General features: G+C 67.6%; 17 protein-coding genes. 5 read left to right on the forward strand and 12 right to left on the reverse strand.

Annotated elements, in window-relative coordinates; genetic code table 11:
- Positions 1–127 precede the first annotated feature (127 nt).
- On the forward strand, positions 128–811 hold the full coding sequence (locus AC6CHL_RS05810) for a hypothetical protein (protein WP_498293756.1): 684 nt from the start codon (positions 128–130) through the stop codon (positions 809–811).
- Between the two features lie 24 nt (positions 812–835).
- Here the strand turns inward: AC6CHL_RS05810 and AC6CHL_RS05815 are convergent, their stop codons facing one another.
- The 8 genes from AC6CHL_RS05815 to gap all read right to left on the reverse strand — a co-directional run bounded on the left by AC6CHL_RS05815 (position 836) and on the right by gap (position 13,459).
- Positions 836–2,140 carry a M1 family metallopeptidase gene (locus tag AC6CHL_RS05815; RefSeq protein WP_498293758.1) on the reverse strand — a complete coding sequence of 435 codons (1,305 nt, stop codon included), beginning with the start codon at positions 2,138–2,140 and terminating at the stop codon, positions 836–838.
- Between the two features lie 508 nt (positions 2,141–2,648).
- Positions 2,649–3,653, reverse strand: coding sequence for a class I fructose-bisphosphate aldolase (locus tag AC6CHL_RS05820; protein WP_038686571.1), 1,005 nt, complete (start codon positions 3,651–3,653; stop codon positions 2,649–2,651).
- 167 nt (positions 3,654–3,820) lie between these two features.
- Positions 3,821–5,287: a pyruvate kinase gene (gene pyk / locus AC6CHL_RS05825; RefSeq protein WP_137190187.1), complete on the reverse strand. Its 1,467-nt coding sequence runs from the start codon at positions 5,285–5,287 to the stop codon at positions 3,821–3,823.
- Positions 5,288–5,500: 213 nt separating this feature from the next.
- A complete protein-coding gene (locus tag AC6CHL_RS05830; protein ID WP_498293761.1) occupies positions 5,501–6,166 on the reverse strand; it encodes an HAD hydrolase-like protein in 666 nt (221 codons plus the stop codon).
- Positions 6,166–7,341 (reverse strand): phosphoglycerate kinase, encoded by a 1,176-nt coding sequence (locus tag AC6CHL_RS05835; protein WP_038686567.1) that lies wholly within the window; start codon positions 7,339–7,341, stop codon positions 6,166–6,168. The genes AC6CHL_RS05830 and AC6CHL_RS05835 overlap by 1 nt, the downstream gene beginning before the upstream one ends.
- Positions 7,342–8,210: 869 nt before the next feature.
- Complete coding sequence (locus AC6CHL_RS05840; protein WP_498293763.1) at positions 8,211–9,575, reverse strand: DUF3999 domain-containing protein; 1,365 nt, start codon at positions 9,573–9,575, stop codon at positions 8,211–8,213.
- A complete protein-coding gene (locus AC6CHL_RS05845) occupies positions 9,575–12,271 on the reverse strand; it encodes a DUF2339 domain-containing protein (RefSeq protein WP_498293765.1) in 2,697 nt (898 codons plus the stop codon). The genes AC6CHL_RS05840 and AC6CHL_RS05845 overlap by 1 nt, the downstream gene beginning before the upstream one ends.
- A gap of 183 nt (positions 12,272–12,454) precedes the next feature.
- The gene (gap, locus tag AC6CHL_RS05850) at positions 12,455–13,459 is read right to left on the reverse strand and encodes a type I glyceraldehyde-3-phosphate dehydrogenase (RefSeq protein ID WP_448134292.1); all 1,005 of its coding nucleotides are present in this window, start codon (positions 13,457–13,459) and stop codon (positions 12,455–12,457) included.
- Positions 13,460–13,658: 199 nt separating this feature from the next.
- Between gap and AC6CHL_RS05855 the strand changes: the two genes are divergently transcribed.
- Positions 13,659–14,288, forward strand: coding sequence for an OmpW/AlkL family protein (locus tag AC6CHL_RS05855; protein ID WP_038686559.1), 630 nt, complete (start codon positions 13,659–13,661; stop codon positions 14,286–14,288).
- Between the two features lie 503 nt (positions 14,289–14,791).
- On the opposite strand, the gene AC6CHL_RS05860 is transcribed toward AC6CHL_RS05855, so the two are convergent.
- Entirely contained in the window at positions 14,792–15,493 is a 702-nt protein-coding gene (locus AC6CHL_RS05860; RefSeq protein WP_448134293.1) for an aspartate/glutamate racemase family protein, read from the reverse strand.
- 104 nt (positions 15,494–15,597) lie between these two features.
- Between AC6CHL_RS05860 and AC6CHL_RS05865 the strand changes: the two genes are divergently transcribed.
- Both AC6CHL_RS05865 and AC6CHL_RS05870 read left to right on the forward strand, forming a co-directional pair.
- On the forward strand, positions 15,598–16,413 hold the full coding sequence (locus tag AC6CHL_RS05865; RefSeq protein WP_038686556.1) for a S1/P1 nuclease: 816 nt from the start codon (positions 15,598–15,600) through the stop codon (positions 16,411–16,413).
- A gap of 9 nt (positions 16,414–16,422) precedes the next feature.
- On the forward strand, positions 16,423–17,229 hold the full coding sequence (locus AC6CHL_RS05870) for an MBL fold metallo-hydrolase (protein WP_498293768.1): 807 nt from the start codon (positions 16,423–16,425) through the stop codon (positions 17,227–17,229).
- A 169-nt stretch (positions 17,230–17,398) separates the two neighbouring features.
- Here the strand turns inward: AC6CHL_RS05870 and AC6CHL_RS05875 are convergent, their stop codons facing one another.
- The 3 genes from AC6CHL_RS05875 to AC6CHL_RS05885 are packed head-to-tail and all read right to left on the reverse strand — an operon-like array spanning position 17,399 to position 19,555.
- Positions 17,399–17,953 carry a hypothetical protein gene (locus AC6CHL_RS05875; RefSeq protein ID WP_498293770.1) on the reverse strand — a complete coding sequence of 185 codons (555 nt, stop codon included), beginning with the start codon at positions 17,951–17,953 and terminating at the stop codon, positions 17,399–17,401.
- Between the two features lie 17 nt (positions 17,954–17,970).
- A complete protein-coding gene (locus AC6CHL_RS05880) occupies positions 17,971–19,197 on the reverse strand; it encodes a M56 family metallopeptidase (protein ID WP_498293772.1) in 1,227 nt (408 codons plus the stop codon).
- Positions 19,190–19,555, reverse strand: coding sequence for a BlaI/MecI/CopY family transcriptional regulator (locus AC6CHL_RS05885; RefSeq protein ID WP_141057423.1), 366 nt, complete (start codon positions 19,553–19,555; stop codon positions 19,190–19,192). The genes AC6CHL_RS05880 and AC6CHL_RS05885 overlap by 8 nt, the downstream gene beginning before the upstream one ends.
- 118 nt (positions 19,556–19,673) lie before the next feature.
- Here AC6CHL_RS05885 and AC6CHL_RS05890 point away from each other — a divergent pair, with 118 nt between their 5' ends.
- Positions 19,674–20,231 (forward strand): flavin reductase family protein, encoded by a 558-nt coding sequence (locus AC6CHL_RS05890; protein WP_498293774.1) that lies wholly within the window; start codon positions 19,674–19,676, stop codon positions 20,229–20,231.

The following is a 20,231-nucleotide window of genomic DNA, read 5'->3' on the forward strand; positions in this document are numbered from 1 at the left end:
TTGCGTCAATCGAAACGTGAACTGTGTTCTATTTCCACCTGCGTACCGCCGATAGTGTTTGCGCTGTAGCAGATGGGCATGGCGCAGGGGTAGCGCAGCCGTTACCGCCGCCAACACGGAGAATGGTATGAGCAAGGGAAACACGCTGCGGGTGGGCAGCCTGGTGGTGATCGTGCTGCTGGCCGGCCTCTGGTTGGTCGTGCAGCCGCGCTCGCTGGCCCGCATGCTCGGCACGGGCGAACCCGCAGATGGCCTGGCAGCGTCAGCCACGCCGGGATCTACCCGACCGACGTCACCGCTCAACGGGCGTGACGCGGGTACGCCATATGCAAAGCGGGTATCCCCCTCGACGCCGCCCGCGGCCAACCCAGCCCCCTACCTCGCGTTTGAGTCGGCGATGCTGCGGGGCTCGGAACTCTCCTTCGACCAGGCCATGCTTGCGTTGAAGGGCGACGCGTTCGATCACTACCTGGCGCTGATCGCCCAGCAGTCGATGCGCGTTCCGGAAGCGGCGGAACTGACCGACGCGTATTCCCGGAACCTGCAGGCCGCACTGAAGGAAAATCCTGCGCTGTCGATGCAGAATTTTGCGTGCGGACTGAGCCTGTGCGCGGGCACGATCTCCACGGGCGGCCGCGCTGACGCGGCGCAGGTCGAGCAGTGGCGGCAGTCGTTGTCGCTGGCCGGTAACACGCCCGCCTATTCGATGATCGACGTAACGGTGCCCGGCAAGGACGGGCGCGTCGAGCACCGCTTCATCTTCTCTTCCGATGCCCGCATCAACGGTATCCACGGGCCGTCACTGCCCTAGTACGGCGTGCCCTTGCCAGTGTTTTCAGCGCGCCGTTGCGTCTGCGCTGTACACCCAGTGCTGGAAGAACGGTTGCAGCGAGCGCCCGGCCGACTGTTCCATGACGTGCTGGAAGTCGAGGGTGGTCACCGAACGGCCGTCATAGGTGCGGGTGTAATCGCGCAGGCCGCGCCAGAACGCCTCTTCCCCCAGTTCACCGCGCAGCAGGTGCAGCACATACGCGCCCTTGCGATACACCACCGCGCGGTCGTCGCCGGTGGGCGCATCCCAGTTGGCATAGACCAGCGCATGATCGGCGCCTTTGGCGCGCAGCGCCTCCAACCGCGTGCGCCAGCCCTGCACCTGTGCCTGGTAGGCGGCCTCGCCCTGCGCATGCTGCAGGTAGGCGGCGGTCATGAAGTTGGCCATGCCCTCGTTGAGCCAGAAATGTTCCCAACTGGCGCAGGTCACCCGGTTGCCCCACCACTGGTGGGCGGCCTCGTGCGCCATCAGCGCGATGTTGTCCGGGTCGTCCAGCACGCCTTGCCCGTAGTCTTCGGACAGCAGCGACAGACCGGCCATCTCCTGGCCGATGGTGCTGCTCACCAGCACCTGCGCGTAGTCGCCCTGATACGGGATTCCTGCGCGTGCGGCGAAGTAGTCGAGCATGTCGCCGGTGCGGGCGAACACGCGCTGCAGTTGCGCCGGCGTGCGATCCGCCGACAGGAAGCGCAGCGCGATGGACCCATGCTGCTGCTCCGCATGCTGGTAACGGCCGGCGGCAAAGCCGTACACATAGCCGGGCATCGGCGTATCCAGCTGCCAACGGTGCTCGATGCGGCCATCCGCCAGCGTGCGTGTGGGCAACGCGCGCCCGGTGCCGGTGGCCAGCAGACCGGGCGGCAAGGTCACCGACAACGCCAGTCGTGCACGTTCATCGGGCGCGTCCACCGAGGGCATCCACTGGCTGGTGGAGAACACGGTGTAGACCTCGTCGCGCTCGGGCGCGAATTCCAGGCCGAACGGTGGTGCACCCGCATAGACGATCCGCACGCTGCTGGTATCGCCTGCCGGCAGCGGCGCGGCCAGGGTGATATGCACGCGGCTGTCGCGCTGTTCGAACGGCAGCGCGCGACCGTCCTGCTGCACCGACGCGATCGTCAGCGCGCCGCTGTCCAGGGTCAGGGCGTGCAGGCGCTGCTCGGCCCGGAAGTGCATCATCAGCGTGCCTTGAACGCGCTTGCCGGCGATGTCGGGCACCAGCGCCACGTTGTAGTCCAGCACATCAAAGCTGCGCGCAGGCGCGGCGTGGCCAACGGCGGCGCACAGCAGCAGTGGGAGGGCCAACAAACAGGCACACATGCGCACGATCATCGAGGGCCATCCGGGAAAGGTGAATCGCATCGTGCCAGAACGGTTCGATCACGTTTGGATCGACTGGCGATCTCCGATCGGGCCGGCCGCGCGCGTGAGGGCCCCGTAGCAGCCGGTAGGCCCCTGGTGCAAATGTCCCCCGGCCGCGTGGCGGCCTCCTCCTTTATTTTGCCCAGGGGCCTACCGGCTGCTACGGGGCTCGGCTTGCGGTAAGCAAGTGGACGCCGGGCATTTCGGGGCCTGTCGGTGGGTCGGGCGCTGGGGCCCCATGCCCTTGGAGGCGAAATAAAGGAGGAGGGGTCGGCCGCAGGCCGACGCCGGGGGACATTCGCCGGAAAGGGCATGGGGCCCCAGCGCCCGACCCACCGCCCCCCGCGCCTGGAAAGTGTCAGGGCGTTTCTGCTTGCCCCGCAGATGGGCAAAGAAGCAAAAAAATGCCGGCACAGGGCCGGCATTTTTTCAGGTGCGGTCAGTCAGGCCAGTATCAGCCGTTCCACTTGCCCAGTGCTGCCTGGCCGTTTTCCTTGGCGCGGTCGTACACGGTCTGCTGTGCCTTGGCGATGTTGGCCTTGGTGTCCTTGGCCCACAGCTTCAGCGCGGCCTGCTGCATGGCGCGGCCGTAGGAGAAGCTCAGCGGCCACGGCAGGTTGCCCATCTGGTTCATGGCATCCAGGTGCGCGGTGGACTGCTCGTCGCTCTGGCCGCCGGACAGGAACACCACGCCCGGCAGGATCGCCGGCACCGTGCTCTTGAGGCACATCACGGTCGATTCGGCCACTTCCTCGACGTCGGCCTGCTCTTCGCAGCCCTTGCCCGAGATGACCATCGAGGCCTTCAGGATCGTGCCTTCCAGCAGCACGTTCTGCTGGTACAACGCGTCGAACAGCGAACGCAGGGTGGCTTCGGTGACTTCGTAGCAGGTTTCGATGTCGTGGTCGCCGTCCATGATCACTTCCGGCTCGACCATCGGCACCAGGCCGCATTCCTGGCACAGCGCCGCGTAACGGGCCAGCGCGTGGGCGTTGGACTCGATGCAGGTGCCCGACGGGATGCTTTCGCCGATGTTGATCACCGCACGCCACTTGGCGAAGCGCGCACCCAGCTTGTAGTACTCCTGCAGGCGCTCGCGCAGGCCGTCCAGGCCTTCGGTCACCAGCTCACCGGGGCAGCCGGCCAGCGCATGGGCGCCCTTGTCGACCTTGATGCCCGGAATGATGCCGTTGTCGGCCATGTACTTGGCAAACGGCACGCCGTCCTTGGTGGACTGGCGGATGGTTTCGTCGTACAGGATCGCGCCGGAGATATGCTCGTTCAGCTTCGGCGTGGTCAGCAGCATTTCGCGGTAGGCGCGACGGTTCTCTTCGGTGTTTTCCAGGCCGACGCTGGCGAAGCGCTTGCCGATGGTGCCGGTGGATTCGTCGATCGCGATGATGCCCTTGCCCGGGGCGACCATGGCCTGGGCGGTTTCGGCCAGCTGTTCGATGCTCATGTATTTCCTGTGGCGGGTGCGGGAAAAACGCAATTATAGCGCCCGCCTCCCGTGAACTGACCGTCCACAGAATCTGGAAACGCTTTCAGATGCCCAACGCATGACGGCGCGACGTTTCCGCCGCGCCGCCGTGTGCTGCACTGCCGGGGTTTGCCCGGCAGTTTCCCTTACAGGTCGCCCAGACCGCTGGCGCGCCCGTCTTCACCCACTTCCAGCAGGCGCAGGGTGTTGGTGGCGCCATGGGTTTCCATGTGCTCGCCGCTGGTGAACACCACGCGGTCGCCGGCCTGCAGCTGGTTGGCTTCCACCAGCAGGCGGATGCTGCCGCGGGCGGCTTCGCGCGGAGTGAAACCGCGGCTGTCGAAGTTGATCGGGAACACGTCGCGCATCAGCGCCATCTGGCGACGGGCGCCGTCGTGGCGGGTCACTGCGAACACCGGGGCCGACGCACGGAAGCGCGACAGGTAGCGCGCGGTGCCACCGGATTCGGTCATCGCCACGATCGCACGCACGCCCACGTGCTGGGACAGGAACATGGTGGCCATGGCGATGGCCTGGTCGGCACGTTCCAGGTTGCGCGGCGAGGCGCCGAAATCGGTCTCGGTCTGGAACTGGCGTTCGGCACCGAGGCAGATACGTGCCATCGCCTCAACCGCCTTGACCGGGTACATGCCAGCGGCGGTTTCGGCCGACAGCATCACCGCATCGGTGCCGTCGATGACCGAGTTGGCCACGTCCAGCACTTCGGCACGGGTCGGGATCGGGCTTTCGACCATCGACTGCAGCATCTGCGTGGCGGTGATCACCACCTTGTTCTGGGCCAGCGAGGCCTTGATGATCTTCTTCTGCAGGCCCGGCAGTTCGGCATCGCCGATTTCCACGCCCAGGTCGCCACGGGCCACCATCACCACATCGCTGGCGTCGACGATTTCTTCCAGGTTCTCGATGGCTTCGGTGCGCTCGATCTTGGACACCAGCGCGGCGTAGCAGCCATGCGATTCGGCAATGGCGCGCGCATCGTTCATGTCCTGCGCGTTGCGGCAGAACGAGACAGCGATGAAATCCACGCCGATCTTGGCCACGATGCCGATCAGTTCCTTGTCGCGCTCGGTCAGCGCGCCCAGCGACAGGCCACCGCCCTGCTTGTTCAGGCCCTTGCGGTCGGACAGCACGCCGTCGTTGAGCACGGTGTTGATGATGCGCTCGCCCTGCACTTCCAGGACCTGCAGCTGCATCAGGCCGTCGTCGAGCAGCAGCACGTCACCGGCCACCACGTCCTGCGGCAGGCCGAGGTAGCTCACGCCCACCTGGGTGGTGTCGCCCGGGGGCGGCGTGGCCGAGGCGACCAGGTCGAAGCGGTCACCGGCCTTGAGCTTGATCTTGCCTTCGGCGAAACGCTCGATGCGGATCTTCGGGCCCGGCAGGTCGGCCAGGATGCCCACTTCCACGCCCACGCGCTGCGCGGCGGCGCGCACGTCGGCGGCACGCTTGGCCTGGCCGGACGGGTCACCGTGGCTGAAGTTGAGGCGAACCACGTTCACGCCGGCGCGGAAGAGATCCTCCAGCACGCCCGGCGGGTCGGTTGCCGGTCCGAGGGTGGCAAGGATCTTGGTGCGACGCTGACGCTCAATCATGGTAAATGGGCTCCCGGGAAAGGATCGAAATTAGCACACCCTTCACGTCCCATGAATACGTTTACAGCCTTGGGGCAGCTGGCTCTTGCTGTTGTCCTGCAGACACCGGCGGACCGCCGGGCGGACATCGGTTGACGCCGAAATGCCGACAAGCCCCGACCCGGTTGGCTTTGCGCGGGACATGCGGCGGCGTACGGGACGCCGCCGCGTGCCTCAGGCGAGCAGCGTGAGCAGGTCGTCCGGCGTGTTTGCCAGATGTTGCGCACCGGCCAATTGCAGCTCTTCGGCGCCGCCGAATCCCCACAACACGCCAATATTGCGCATGGCGTGATGACGCGCGCCGGCAATATCCATGCGCCGGTCGCCGATCATCCAGCACTGATCCGGGGTCAGCGACAGGCGCTGCAGGGCTTCGGCGACCAGCTGCGGTTTCTCGCTGCGGCTGCCGTCGATCGTGGCGCCGATGACGTCCTCGAAGCAGCTGCCAAACGGCAGGTGGTCGATGATGCGGCGTGCGTGCGGCTCGTTTTTGGCGGTGACAATGGCCAGGCGGTGGCCGCGGCCGTGCAGTTCCTGCACGACCTGGCCGATGCGCGGATACACCTCGTGCTCGCGCCAGCCCACCACGTCGAAACGCTCGCGGTAGTAGGTGACTGCCTGTTCGACATCGGCCGGGTCGGCAAACAGCGGCGCGAAGCTGGTGCGCAGCGATGGGCCGATCCAGCGCCGCAGTTCCTCCTGCGGCGGGACCGGCTGGCCCATTTGGGTGAGCGCATGGGCCACGCACTGGGTGATGCCGACCGCCGAGTCGATCAGGGTGCCATCGAGGTCGAAGAACAGCGTTGCGCGCTGTTCGAAGGCGTGACGACCGAGGGTCATCAGGCGCCCCGTGCTTCCAGCGCGGCGACCGCCGGCAGGGTTTTGCCTTCCAGGAACTCCAGGAACGCGCCGCCGCCGGTGGAGATGTAGCTGACCTGGTCGGCGATGTCGTACTTGTCAACAGCCGCCAGGGTGTCGCCGCCACCGGCGATGGAGAACGCCGGGGAGGCGGCGATGGCCTGGGCCAGGGCCTGGGTGCCGTGGCTGAAGGACTCGAATTCGAACACGCCGACGGGGCCGTTCCAGACCACGGTGCCGGCCTTGGCGATGAGCCCGGCGTAGTGCTGGGCGGTGTCCGGGCCGATGTCGAGGATGAGGTCGTCTTCGGCGACGTCGGCCACGGCCTTCACGGTGGCTTCGGCGTCGGGCAGGAACTGCTTGGCAACGACGACGTCGGTGGGCAGGGGGATGTCGGCGCCGCGGGCCTTGGCGTCGGCGACGATTTTCTTCGCCGTGTCGAGCAGGTCCGGTTCGTACAGCGACTTGCCGACCGGGTAGCCGGCGGCGGCGATGAAGGTGTTGGCGATGCCGCCGCCGACGATGAGCTGGTCGACCTTGCCAACGAGGCTGGACAGCAGTTCAAGCTTGGTGCTGACCTTGCTGCCGGCGACGATGGCGAGCAGCGGCTGGGCGGGCGCGAGCAGGGCCTTGGCGAGCGCGTCCAGTTCGGCCATGAGCAGCGGGCCACCGGCGGCGATGGGGGCGAAGCGGATGACGCCATGGGTGGAGGCCTGGGCGCGGTGCGCGGTGCCGAAGGCGTCCATGACGAAGACGTCGCAGAGGGCGGCATACTTTTTGGCGAGCGTTTCGTCGTCCTTGCCTTCGCCGACGTTCATGCGGCAATTCTCAAGGAGGACGATGGAGCCGGGGGCAACGTCGACGCCGTCGACCCAGTCTCGCACGAGGGGGACCTGGACGCCGAGCAGCTGGGAGAGGCGCAGGGCCACGGGGGCAAGCGATTCGGCTTCGCTCCAGACGCCTTCGGTGGGGCGGCCGAGGTGCGAGGTGACCATGACGGCGGCGCCCTTTTCCAGTGCGAGCTTCAGCGTCGGCAGCGATGCAGTGATGCGCTGTTCGGAGGTGATGCGGCCATTCTCGATCGGTACGTTGAGGTCCTGGCGGATCAGCACGCGCTTGCCGGAGAGATCGAGGTCGGTCATGCGAACGATGGACATGGGCAACTCTTTGGCTGAAAAAGGAAAGGGCGCCACGCACGGCGCAGACACCCATTGTCCCGGCTGCGCGGGTGCATCGCAAATTTTCGGGCGGAAATGGAAGGTAGAAGCCAAAAGCCAAGTCCAAGTCCAAGTCCAGAGCCCTGCGGCCGATGCTCCTGCGCTGTGCGGGGGCCTGTGGGTTCACGGGACACGCTGCAAGTCCCGCTCCGCGGCCCGGCCCAGCCGCTGGCGGCTGTGCGTTCGGACGCATGCGAGGCAGTGCCTCGCAAGCAATGCGCCCTCACCCATGTAAGCTCCGTCGCCGCATCCATGCGGCTCAGGGTCCCGCGAACCCACAGGCCCCCACACTCGACAGTTGGTCGGCGCGCATGCAAAAGCCCACCGGTAGTGCCGGGCGCTGCCCGGCAGCTTTTATCCTCACCAATGCGGATGGATGATGAAAAGCGCGTCCATAAAGCGGCGCTCGGACACGTAGTGCCGGGCTCTGCCCGGCAGCTCTCATCCTCACCAATGCGGATGGATGATGAGAAGCACGACCACAGAGCGGCGCACGGACACGTAGTGCCGGGCGCTGCCCGGCAGCTCTCATCCTCACCAATGCGGATGGATGATGAGAAGCACGACCACAGAGCGGCGCCCGGACACGTAGTTCCGGGCGCTGCCCGGCAGCTCTTCCCCCACCGCCAACGCGGTGAACCGTCCGGAGGTGGCCGGGTGGCCTTGCCCAGGACCGTGTGTTGCCATGAATGGCAACACCGAGCCCCCAGGGACGGGTTTACGGCGTGTCCTGGGCAAGGCCACCCGGCCACCTCACCGCAGGAACAACCAAAACGCCGCCTCAGCCGTCAGCAAAACAACAACAACAATCAACCACCAACATCCCCAGGCTTCTGCCGCAGCACGCTCACTGCAAAGCCGCCCACGATCAGCACGCCCAGCACCAGCAGCCCCCACAGCAGCCACCGCTTCCAGTCGCGCTGCGGGGCCACGGCGGCGTCGCCGCCCAGGACCTGCGCCTGCCCCTGCAGCGTCGCGGTGGCCGGCTGCCATTGCGCGCCCTGCTGCTCGCGCAGTTGTGCAATCACCGTGCCCACCGGTGCATCGCTGCGGCGGGCGCGCACGCTGCCGGCGGCCACGCTGTACGGCGGCTCGCCCTGGCTCAGGAACACCAGGGCCTCGGGCTGGTAGCCCAGTTTCAGCGTGGGTGCCTGGTTCGGCTCGGCCTGCGCCGCCACCAGCTTCCAGTAGCGGTCGCGCGTGGGCACCGGCAACGATTGTGTCTGCGACCGACGGCGTTCGGCGGCGTCCTGCACCTGGTAGGCCACCCACGGGCCTGCGCGTACCTGCCACGGCTGCGCGGCATCGTCGCGGCTGAGCAGCGTCCACTGCACCACGCTGTTGTCGGCCGTGCTGATGTCGACCTGCGAGATCGGGAAACGCCCCTGCAGTTGATACTCGAACTCCCCCGGCTTGCCGGCCGCGCCACCCAGTGATTCCCAGCGCCAGTCGATCGCCTCCAGCGCCGGTGCCAGTTCCGCCTGCACGTTGGACAGCACCGGCAGTGCATCGGCACCGATCGGCAGGATGCGGAAATAGCGTGCCTGGCGGCCGATCTCGATGCGCCGCTGCTGCAGGCGCCGCCCATCGTGCTGCAGGTCCACCAACGGTACGTCGTCGGCAATGCGCTGCCACTGTTGAAGATCGTCGCTGGCCTCCACCCGTACCCGCGCCTGCAGCGACGACTGCGCCTGCCAGTCCAGCCGCAGCGCCTGCACGCCCGCCTTCAGCGCGCTTGCGTCCACCAGCCACCCGGCGGCCTGCGCACTGCCGCCGCCACTGCGGCCCAGCCGCGCTTCCACCCGGCGCACGCTGCCATCGGTGTTGCGTTCGGTCAGCAGCTGCAGGTCATCGGCACCGGCACCGGCCATCGCCGGCAGCGGGAACCAGGCCAGGTCCTGCCACTGCGCAGGACGCGCCAGCGGCTGGTCGGCACTCAGCAACGTGGTCGGCAGGGCCTGGCCCTGCGCGTTGAACACCTGCACATCCGCCAGCCGCGGCGACACCGCGCTGCGGTACACCGCCTCGTCCAGCATCACCCGGTAGGCACCGGCCTGCGGCTGGGACAGCTGCAACGGCCATTGCTGGCGGTAGTCCTGGCGCGCATCGGCGGCCTGCGCCAGCGAAGGCACCGCGGCAAGGGACAGCACGGCGATCAAGGTGCGCAACGTCATCACGACTGAGACTCCACGGTAGCGTCCGGCGCGCGCGGCGGTGCCGGTGCGAGGTAGCCCACGACCGTGCACAGCAGGCCGTAGGCGATGAAGGAGGAAATGCCCAACAGGTTGCCCAGGTGTTGGCGGTCGATCAGCACCAGCTTGGCCAGCACCACGCCCATCAACACCGCACCCACCAGCCACAGCGTGCGCTGACCACGGCGCGAGCCCCACACCCAGCTGATCACGCCGAGCACGCTCCAGACAACGGTAAGGCTGGTCTGGGCCAGGGTCGAGGACCACAGTGCGTCGTTCCACGGCACCGCGCCCCAGTGGTGCACGGTATGCAGAGTGGTACTGGTGAGCAGGGCGAAGCCGGCGATGGCCAGCACCGGTACGCGCCGGCCACGCAGCCCGGCCGGTGCCGGGGCCGACCACAGCCAGCGTGCCGCCAGGGCGAGCACCGCCAGCTGCGCCAGTTCCATCGAATTGAGCAGGGGCAGCCACGGCAGCGGTGCCGGCGAGGCCGGTTGGATCAGCAGACACAGCCAACTCACGCCCAGTACCCCGAACAGCGTGGCGGTAAGCGCGGTGCGCAGCACGTCGAAGCGTGCACCCAGCGGCATCGCCAGCCACGGCCAGCGCAGCAGTGCGGCGGCGGCCACCAGCAGCCACGGCAGCAACGCCAGCGCCAACGACCAGCCCTGCGCCAACGCGAAGCGATCGGCCAGCCACATGCATGCCAGCGACACCACGCTGGGCCACAACAGCCACCAGCTGAACTGCGCGGCCAGCGCCACCCGGTCCTGCCCGCCGCGCAGGCACCACAGGCTGCGCACGCCCAGCAGCGCGAACACGGCCCAGGCCAGCGCGCCATAGCCGGCGAACGGCTGCTGGTGCACGTCGGCCTGCCACAGCGCCAGCGGGAACGCGGCCAGCAGCATCGCCAGCGTGGTCAGCACCAGTGCGCGGGCCGGTGCGCGGCGATGCACTTCGGCTGCCATCCAGGCGCTGAAGGCCACCGCGATCAGCAGCGCGTCCGGGCGGCTGTCGCGCGCGACGAACCGGCCCACTTCGTGGACCACGCCGCCCAACCACCACAGCAGGCCCCACAGGTAATAGACGATGGCCGGCGCATCCTGGCGTGCGCGCCGGTAGCACCACGCCGAAGCGAAGCCGGCCACGGCCAGCAGCAGCCCGCTCATGAAGGTGGGATTGGCAATTGCCGTGGCGTCGTTGTGCCAGTAGTCGGCCCCCACCACGAACCCGAACGCCGCGCCCAGCTGCAGCAGCGCGCCAGCGATCTGAGGCAACCACCGCTTCTGGCGCAGGCCCAGCCAGACCAGCCCGGCGCCTTCCAGCGCGAACACGCTGGCGGTGGCGCGCGCAGACAGCGCGAGCGGTACCGCCAGGGTGGCAAAGCCCACGGCCAGCACCGCGTGCGACTGGCCCAATGCGGCGTAGCGCGCGCGCCGGATCAGCGCCCAGCCGAGCACCGCGTACAACGCCGCCAGGCCCAGTGCACACAGGGCCAACGCGAGCCGGTCGTCATGCAGCATGCCGGCCTGCAGCGAGAAGGCGATCAGCGGCGTACCGAACACCAGGCTGCCGTCGACCAGGTCGCGCTTCTCCGCCGGCTGCCGGCGTGCATACAGAATCGGAATCAGCAGGTAGAAGGCGAAGAACAGCAGCAGGAACGGCTCGGTGCTGCTGAACTTGTCGGCGTTGTACTGCAGCACGCCCCAGGCAGTGCCGATGCCGAAGGTGAAGGCAAACCCGAGCAGGTTGAGTACCCGCCACGGACGCCACCAGGCAATGGCCAGGATCGCCGCGTTGAGCACCGCGTAATACGAGAACAGTGCGACGTGGTTGCCGCTGCCGGTGGACAGCCAGATCGGCGCCATGAACCCGGCGAGGATGCCGAGCACCGCCAGCGTGCGCGAATTCTGCACGACCGCCAGCACGCCCATGCCGGCGATCAGCAGCACGCTCATCGCAAACGCCGGCAGGGCATCGATCAGGTCGTAGCGCTTGAACGCGGCGAAGACGGTCAGCAGCAGCACGCCGATCGCCCCGCCCTGCAGCGCCAGCGCGAACAGGCGCCGGCGATCGCGCTGGACCCAGCCGAACACCAGCCCGCCCAGCGCGGCAGCGGCAATGGCGGCCAGCCGCAGCTCGATCGGCGCGTTCAACCAGCCCTGGTCGCTGGCGTACTTGAGCAGCGCGGCGACACCGGCCAGCAGCACCAGCATGCCGATCTTGACCGGCACGTTGCCGTCGGTGAACCAGTGTTTGATGGCCCCCACAAGGCGCTCGCCGAGGCCCGGCTCCGAAGGCGGTGGCGGCGCGCTCGGTGCCGGTGGCAACGGTGGCGGCCGGCTGGGGGGCGCGGCGGGGGCCGGGTCAGCAGCTGCGGCAGGTGCGGCCGAGGCCGATGCGTCCGGCATGGCCGGCCCGGTCAGGGTGGCTGGCGGTTGGGTAGCGTCGGCAACCGGGACGCGTGCCTGGTAGGGCTGGTCGGCCCAATGCACCGAGCGCACCTCCGGCGCGTCGGCGTGTGCGGGGTCAGCGACGTTGGCCGGCCCGCCCTCGAACTGCTGCAGTTCCAACGCGGCAACCCGCCGGCGCAGGCCGGCGATCATCACCAGCGCCACGATCAGCAGCACCGGGATCAGCAGCAGCACCACCGCTACCAAGGCAATCAACGCTTCCATTGCACGCCATCCTCATAGGGAAGCCCCGGCGGCACTTGCCAACGCCATGCCGGTGGCACGCGGCCATGCTAATGGATCGGCGGCGGCTGCGGGCGGTCGCCCGCCCGGACCGGTTGCACTCCGGAAACGACGAACCCCGGCACAGGGCCGGGGTTCGCAGGGACTACCTAGGACGCGCCGCGCTTACTTGGCGGCAACAACCTTGGCCATTTCCAGGCACTTGTTGGAGTAGCCCCATTCGTTGTCGTACCACGACACCAGCTTGACGAAGGTGCTGTCCAGCGCGATGCCGGCATCGGCGTCGAACACCGAGGTGTGGGTCTCGCCGCGGAAATCGGTGGCCACTACCTTGTCTTCGGTGTAGCCCAGGATGCCCTTCAGCGCGCCTTCGCTCTGTGCCTTCACTTCGGCGCAGATCTCGGCGTAGGTGGCTTCCTTTTCCAGCTCGACGGTCAGGTCGACCACCGACACGTCCGAGGTCGGCACGCGGAAGCTCATGCCGGTGAGCTTCTTGTTCAGTTCCGGGATCACCACGCCCACGGCCTTGGCCGCACCGGTGGAGGACGGAATGATGTTCTCCAGGATGCCACGGCCGCCGCGCCAGTCCTTGTTGGACGGGCCATCGACGGTCTTCTGGGTGGCGGTGGCCGCATGCACGGTGGTCATCAGGCCGCGCTTGATGCCCCACTTGTCGTTGATGACCTTGGCCAGCGGGGCCAGGCAGTTGGTGGTGCACGAGGCGTTGGAGATGATGGCCTGGCCGGCGTAGGTGCTGTCGTTCACGCCGAACACGAACATCGGGGTGTCGTCCTTGGACGGCGCCGACAGGATCACCTTCTTGGCGCCGGCATCGATGTGCTTCTGCGCGGTTTCCTTGGTCAGGAACAGGCCGGTGGATTCGATGACGACGTCCACGCCGACTTCGTCCCACTTCAGGTTGGCCGGGTCGCGCTCCTGGGTCAGGCGGATCTTCTTGCCGTTGACCAGCAGGTCGCTGCCGGACACTTCCACGTCGGCCTTGAAGCGGCCATGCACGGAGTCGTACTTCAGCATGTACGCCAGGTAGTCCGGCTCCAGCAGATCGTTGATGGCGACGATTTCGATGTCATTGCCGAAGTTCAGCACGGCCGAGCGCAGCACGTTGCGCCCGATGCGACCGAAACCGTTGATGCCAACCTTGATTGCCATGTTCACAAGCTCCTGCAGCCGCGACGGTGCGGCGCCGATGGAAAGGGGCGCTCATTCTAGCAGGGCCAGACCGGACCCGGCCCTCGGGAGGCGAATGGGAACCGGTTACATGTGGAATTTCCTGGATTGATCCGGATCAAGGCGCGGCGGGCCGGGGACGGGAAAACTGGCCCCATTCCACCCGCAACGAGACACCCTCATGCGCAACACCTCCCCCCTCCTGCTGTCCGCCCTGGCCGCCGCACTTGCGCTGGCTGCCGCCCCGGCCATGGCCCAGTCCAAGGGCGACTGGACGATCGGTGCCGGCGTGCACCAGGTCGCCCCGAAGTCCAACAACGGCTCGCTGGCCGGCGGCACGCTGAAGGTGGACGTCGACAACGACGTCAAGCCGACCATCACCGGTGAGTACTTCATTGCCGACAACCTGGGCATCGAGATCCTGGCCGCGCTGCCGTTCAAGCACGACATCAACATTGCCGGCCTGGGCAACGTGGGCAGCACCAAGCACCTGCCGCCGGTGGTGTCGCTGCAATACCACTTCAACAGCAAGGGCAAGGTGTCCCCGTTCGTGGGCGCCGGCATCAACTACACCACTTTCTTCAGCGAGAAGACCAGCGGCGCGCTGGCCGGCAGCAAGCTGAAGATGGACGACTCCTGGGGCCTGGCCGCCCATGCTGGTCTGGATTTCGCGATCAACGACAAGGGCTCGCTGCGCGTCGATGTGCGCTGGATGGACATCGACAGCAAGGTGAAGCTCGACGGCGAGAAGATCGGCACCGTCAATATCGACCCGCTGGCCTACGGCGTGTCCTACGTGTTCAAGTTCTGATCGGCGGATCAGGACTGACAAGCGCAACACCCCTCGCAGCAAGCGTTTATCCCCGGCTTCGGCCGGGGATTTTTTTTTGTTTTTTCTCCCATAAGCGGGGCAAGCAGAAACGTGCCTTGATGCTTTCCCGGCACACAGCCGTCGGCGGGTCGGGCGCTGGGTCCCCATGCCCTTTCCGGCGAATGTCCTCCGGCGTCGGCCTGCGGCCGCCCCCTCCCCCTTTATTTCGCCTCCAAGGGCATGGGGACCCAGCGCCCGACCCACCGACAGCGCCAGAAAAGCCTGGCTTCCCCTGCTCACCGCGAGCCGAGCCCCGTAGCCGCCGGTAGGCTCCTGGGCAAAATAAAGGAGGAGGCCGCCCCGCGGCCGGGGGACATTTGCGCCAGGGGCCTACCGGCGGCAACGGGGCCCTCACGCTTGCGGCCGGCCCGATCGGAGATCGCCAGTCGATCCAAACGAGAACCACTTTTCTGGATCGAAAGGCAGCCACCCATGGGGTGGCTCTACCGCGGTGCAAGAAGATGCCGGGCTGCGGCCTGCGCATGCAACGCTGCGGTGTCGAACAGCGGTACGGTGGCATCCTCGTCGCCCACCAGCAGCATGATCTCGGTGCAGCCCAGGATGATCGCCTGCGCACCGCGGTCCACCAGCCGCTGCATCACCGCGCGGTACACAGCGCGCGATGAATCCAGCACCCGCCCCTGCACCAGCTCCTCGTAGATGATCCGGTGCACCTGCGCACGGTCGTCGGCGTCGGGCACCAGCACCTCCAGCCCGTGCCGCTGCGCCAGCCGCACCCGGTAGAACTCCTGCTCCATGGTGAAGGCCGTGCCCAGCAACCCCACCCGCGCAAGCCCCAGCGCGCTGATCGCCTCCCCGACCGGATCGGCGATGTGCAGCAAAGGCACCTCCACCGCCGCCTGCACCTCGTCGGCCATCAGGTGCATCGTGTTGGTGCAGATCACCAGCGCCGTGGCCCCGGCCCCCTGCAGCCGACGCGCAACATCGACCATTGCCGCCGTGGCGGCGGCCCAGTCGCCCGCCCGCTGCATCGCCTCGATATCGGCGAAGTCGAACGACCACAGCAGCATGCGCGCCGAGTGCATGCCGCCCAAGGCATCGCGCACCTGCTCATTGATCATCCGGTAGTAGTGCGCCGAACTTTCCCAGCTCATCCCGCCGATCAGGCCCAAGACCTTCTGCACTGCCGCTGCTCCCGTAGTCGTCCAGGCCCCAGCCTATCGCCCGCGCGTGCCGCCAGCCAGATCCGGCCAAGCCGCCCCGCAGGCAGCCCGCTAGAATGAGGCCGATGAAGATCGCCTCCCTGATTCCGGCCACGGCCCTCGCCCTGGCCCTCACCCTTGTTTCCACCGATGCCCTGGCCTGGGGCGCACAAGGCCACCGCCTGGTCGCCCGCGTCGCCGAAACGCGTCTCACCCCGGCGGCCCAGGCCGAAGTGGACCGCCTGCTCGCCAGCGAGCCCGACCCCACCCTGCACGCCATCGCCCCCTGGGCCGACGAGCTGCGCGCCAAGGACCCGGGCCTGGGCAAGCGCTCGGCGCGCTGGCATTACGTCAACATCGGCGAAGACAACTGCCACTACGAAGCACAGAAGCACTGCAAGGGCGGCAACTGCATTGTCGACGCGTTGAAGGTGCAGACCGCGATCCTCGGCGACCGCAGCAAAAGCGATGCCGAGCGCGCCCAGGCGCTGAAGTTCGTGGTGCATTTCACCGGCGACATCCACCAGCCCATGCATGCCGGTTACGGCCACGACAAGGGCGGCAACGACTTCCAGGTGCAGTTCAACAACCGCGGCACCAACCTGCACTCGCTGTGGGACAGCGGCATGCTCAACGAGCTCAAGCTCGATGACGACCAGTACCTCAAACGCCTGATGGCCCTGCCCGCACCCAAGCTGGGCAAGCGCTCCAGCATCAACACCGACGCCGTGCAGTGGGCCGAGGCCAGCTGCCGCATCGCCATTGCACCTGGCGTTTACCCGGGCAAGCGTACGCTGGCCCCGGAGTATGCCGCGACCTACCGCCCGGTCGCGGAACAGGAGCTGCGCCTGGCCGGCGAACGCCTGGCCGTGCTGCTCAACGCCACACTGGGCAAACGCTGAGGAACCCCCATGTCACTGCACGTCGCCAGTTTCTTCCACCCCGACAGCCATACCTTCAGCTACGTGGTGCATGATCCGGCAACGTTGCAGGCCGCGGTGATCGACCCGGTGCTGGACTACGACCCGGACACCGACGCGCTCGGTGCCGGGCCGCTGCAGCCGCTGCTTGCCCACGTGCAGGGCAACGCGCTGCAGGTGCACTGGCTGCTGGAAACCCACGCCCATGCCGACCACGTCAGTGCCGGCCGCTGGCTCAAGCAGCACTGGCCACAGGCCACGCTGGCGATGGGCGACGGGATCGTGCAGGTGCAGAAGACCTTCGCGCCGCGGTATGCGCTGGAAGTGCCGACCGACGGTTCGCAGTTCGACCACCTGTTCGCCGATGGCGAGCATTTCGCACTGGGCGGCATCGATGCCGAGGTGATCGCAGTGCCCGGCCACACCAGCGACAGCGTGGCCTACCGCATCGGCGATGCGCTGTTCACCGGGGACTCGCTGTTCATGCCCGATGGCGGCACCGCCCGCTGCGATTTTCCCGGCGGCGATGCGGCGCAGCTGTACCGGTCGATCCAGCGCCTGCTGGCGCTCCCCGATGGCACCCGCGTGTTCATCTGCCACGACTACGGCCCCGGTGGGCGCGCGGTGGCCAACCAGACCACCATCGGCGAACAGCGCGCGCGCAACATCCACCTGCGCGATGGGGTCAGTGAAGCCGACTTCGTCGCCACCCGACAGGCACGCGATGCAACGCTAGCCGAGCCCGCGCTGATGCACCCCTCGGTAAAGGCCAACATCCAGGGCGGCCCATCAACGTAGAGCGGGGCTCTGCCCCGCTGCCTCACCGATCACGTAGAGCGGGGCTCTGCCCCGCTGCCTCACCGATCACGTAGAGCGGGGCTCTGCCCCGCTGCCTTCCTCTGCCGCCGCGCAGCCACCCATGGGGTGGCTCTACCCGGTTGGTAGCGTAGCCACCCATGGGGTGGCTCTACCGCCCCTGGCGATGCACGGTCTGTTTGCCTTTCACAATCTCGAAGGTGAAGGCGTACAGCAGGCTCACCGGCACCGGCTCGACGCGTTCGGCGCCGGTGCAGTCACTGCGGTCCCCCGGCACGTGACCGGCCGGGTAGTGGCACACCGCCGCAGGCGAGTAACGCCACTGCGCCACCGCGGCCTGTGCCGCTTCCACCAGCGGTACGTTCTCGGGCATGCCGCCGGCCTTGCATTCGGCCCGGTCAAGCAGCGCCAGGCTGCGCTCCACCCGGCCGTCGGCATCCACCACCACCTGCAGGCAGACCATCGTAGGCGCCAGCTCGCGGCGGGGATCGCGGTCGCCCAACACCGGGTCGGGTGCGGCGTACAGCTGCGGCATCCGGTACCCCTGGCTGGACTGCAGCTGATACGGCTGCACCGCGCCCGCGCCACCGTCGCCATCACTCCGCAGGCGCTGCAGGTTCACGTTCTCCGTGCGGGTGTCCACCGTGTCTGTCGTGGTCAGCGGCTGATGAGCGGCACAGCCGCTCATCAGCAGTGTGAGCGTCATCGCCCGCAGTCCCTGCTTCACTGTGTCGGGGCCTTCTCGTTCATCTCGTAGGTCATCGGGATCTTCAACGCCGAGGCAACGGCAGTTCCATTCCGGCGTGCCGGCTCGAAGGTCCATTCTTTCGCCGCCGCCACCGAGGCCGCGTCGAACACGCCGGCCGGGGTCGAACTGAGTACGCGGACGTTGCTCGCCTTGCCGCTGGCGTCCACCTCCACGCGCAGCACCACCTTGCCGGAGATGCCCTGGTCGAAGGCCGCTTTGGGATACGTCGGTGGCGTCGTGGTGCGCGCCTGGGCATCCACGTTACCTGCGGCGGCGTTGGCCTGCGCGGCCGGGCCGGTACTGGCCGACGGCCCCGCGCCTGCGCCGCCCTGGCTGGCCCACGCCACCGTTCCCATACCCACGCACAGCCCCATCACCAGCACCTGCCCGGTCATCCACGGCAGTGCTTTCCGCTTGTGTTCCTTCAACATGGCAATTCGCTCCTTCAACATCGGTTGGCTGCGCCAATGGCAGGCCATCGGTGCAACCGGGTGAACCAACTGCGCCTTGAGCAGCGCGTTGGCATAGAGCCGGCGCAGGGCCGGATGCGGGTCGACCGTGCGTGCGTCGCAGGCCAGCTCCTGGTCACGCAGGAACCGGCGCGCCGCCCACGGCAGCAGCGGATGGAACCAGAACACGCAGCGCAGTAGCGCCAGCACGGCGTTGGCCCAGGGATCGCCATGGCGGCGATGGCTGCGTTCATGCTGCAGAATCAGATCCTGTTCGGCCGGGCTGAAATCTGCCTCGAAGGCCGGGCCCACCACGATGCGCGGTGCCCACAGCCCCACCAACGCCGGCAGGCCGGGGTCGGCGCTGGCCTGCCAGGTGCCGTCGGCGCGCGGCCGCAACGTGCCCATGGCCCGCTCGAAGCGGCGTTGCGCGCGCCAGCTTGCACCGCCCATGCCCAGTGCCCCCAGTGCCCACGCCAGCAGCAGCAACCACGGCCACGCGGGTGCGGCGGGCACCACGACCGGCGCGGTCCAGGCGACGGCGGCGGCCAGCACCGGCAATGCATCGACCATCGGTCCCATCGGCAACGGCAGGTGCAGCGCCACCAGCAGTACTGGCACGCACCACCAACTGCGATACACCAGCGCCGCCCCACCCAAGGCCAGCAACAGCGGTCGCAGCGCGGCCAGCAGCACCACCGTGATTGCCAGCCACACGCTGGCCTGCAGGAGTGCGTTGAGCGACTCAGCCATGGTCCAGCCCCTCGATCAGCGCCTTGAGTTCGGCGATATCCTGCGGGCTCAGTGCTCCGCGCTGGCTGAAGTGCGCCACCAGCGGTGCCACGCGCCCGTCGAACAGCTTGTCCAGCATGCCGCTGCTCTGCTCGGCCACCCAGGCCTGGCGCTGCAGCACCGGCGAGTAGAGGTAGCGACGCCCATCGCGGCTGGCGCTGATCGCGCCCTTGGTCAACAGCCGGTTGAGCAGGGTCTTGATGGTGGGCTCGGCCCAGTCACGCTCTGCCAGGGCGGCCACCACGTCGTCGGCGCCCAGCGGGTGGCTGCGCCACAACACGTCCATCACCACCGCTTCGGCTTCGCTGATCTGGCTCATCATTTACATCCGTAATCGACGAACCGATTACGCACGTAATCGAATCGCGTGTCAACCCCTTCGACGGTCGGTTCATGCGCCCGCTGCGAGGATCCAGGCATTGCCTGCGGAGCCTGCGATGAAACGCTACCGAAAGCTGGACTACCCGGTGGACGAGGTCCGTCGCTTGCTGGAACCCGGCCCGGTGGTGCTGGTCAGTTCGGCGTGGAAGGGCCAGCGCAACGTGATGACGCTGGGCTGGCACACGGTGCTGGCGTTCACGCCTTCGCTGCTGGGGACGATGATTGCCAGCGGAAACCACAGCTTCGAGCTGATCCGGCGCAGCCGCCAGTGCGTGATCAACCTGCCCACCGCCGACCTGCTCGACACCGTGGTGGGCATTGGCAACTGCAGCGGCGCCGAGGTGGACAAGTTCGAACGCTTCGGGCTGGACACCACCCCCGCCCACGACGTGGATGCGCCGCTGCTGACGCAGTGCCCGGCCAGCTTCGAGTGCCGGCTGCACGATGCCAGCCAGGTGAAGCGGCACGGCCTTTTCATCTGGGAGGTGGTCAAGGCGCACGTGGCGACGGTGCCCAAACGGCCTCGAACCCTGCACTACCGTGGCGATGGGCAGTTCATGCTGTCCGGCGCCGAAGTGTCGCGTCGCGGTCTGTTCAAACCGGAAATGCTGTAA

The sequence above is a fragment of the Stenotrophomonas sp. GQ19 genome (assembly GCF_059758695.1).

Excerpts from the sequence above, each read along its gene's own strand:
- AC6CHL_RS05880 (WP_498293772.1), bottom strand. The coding sequence starts at position 19,197 with ATGGCTGAGTCGCTCAACGCACTCCTGCAGGCCAGCGTGTGGCTGGCA.
- AC6CHL_RS05885 (WP_141057423.1), bottom strand. The coding sequence starts at position 19,555 with ATGAGCCAGATCAGCGAAGCCGAAGCGGTGGTGATGGACGTGTTGTGG.
- AC6CHL_RS05820 (WP_038686571.1), bottom strand. The coding sequence starts at position 3,653 with ATGAGCATCGAACAGCTGGCCGAAACCGCCCAGGCCATGGTCGCCCCG.
- AC6CHL_RS05875 (WP_498293770.1), bottom strand. The coding sequence starts at position 17,953 with ATGACGCTCACACTGCTGATGAGCGGCTGTGCCGCTCATCAGCCGCTG.
- AC6CHL_RS05870 (WP_498293768.1), top strand. The coding sequence starts at position 16,423 with ATGTCACTGCACGTCGCCAGTTTCTTCCACCCCGACAGCCATACCTTC.
- gap (WP_448134292.1), bottom strand. The coding sequence starts at position 13,459 with ATGGCAATCAAGGTTGGCATCAACGGTTTCGGTCGCATCGGGCGCAAC.
- AC6CHL_RS05865 (WP_038686556.1), top strand. The coding sequence starts at position 15,598 with ATGAAGATCGCCTCCCTGATTCCGGCCACGGCCCTCGCCCTGGCCCTC.
- AC6CHL_RS05855 (WP_038686559.1), top strand. The coding sequence starts at position 13,659 with ATGCGCAACACCTCCCCCCTCCTGCTGTCCGCCCTGGCCGCCGCACTT.
- AC6CHL_RS05835 (WP_038686567.1), bottom strand. The coding sequence starts at position 7,341 with ATGTCCATCGTTCGCATGACCGACCTCGATCTCTCCGGCAAGCGCGTG.
- AC6CHL_RS05810 (WP_498293756.1), top strand. The coding sequence starts at position 128 with ATGAGCAAGGGAAACACGCTGCGGGTGGGCAGCCTGGTGGTGATCGTG.
- pyk (WP_137190187.1), bottom strand. The coding sequence starts at position 5,287 with ATGATTGAGCGTCAGCGTCGCACCAAGATCCTTGCCACCCTCGGACCG.
- AC6CHL_RS05845 (WP_498293765.1), bottom strand. The coding sequence starts at position 12,271 with ATGGAAGCGTTGATTGCCTTGGTAGCGGTGGTGCTGCTGCTGATCCCG.
- AC6CHL_RS05840 (WP_498293763.1), bottom strand. The coding sequence starts at position 9,575 with ATGACGTTGCGCACCTTGATCGCCGTGCTGTCCCTTGCCGCGGTGCCT.
- AC6CHL_RS05830 (WP_498293761.1), bottom strand. The coding sequence starts at position 6,166 with ATGACCCTCGGTCGTCACGCCTTCGAACAGCGCGCAACGCTGTTCTTC.
- AC6CHL_RS05890 (WP_498293774.1), top strand. The coding sequence starts at position 19,674 with ATGAAACGCTACCGAAAGCTGGACTACCCGGTGGACGAGGTCCGTCGC.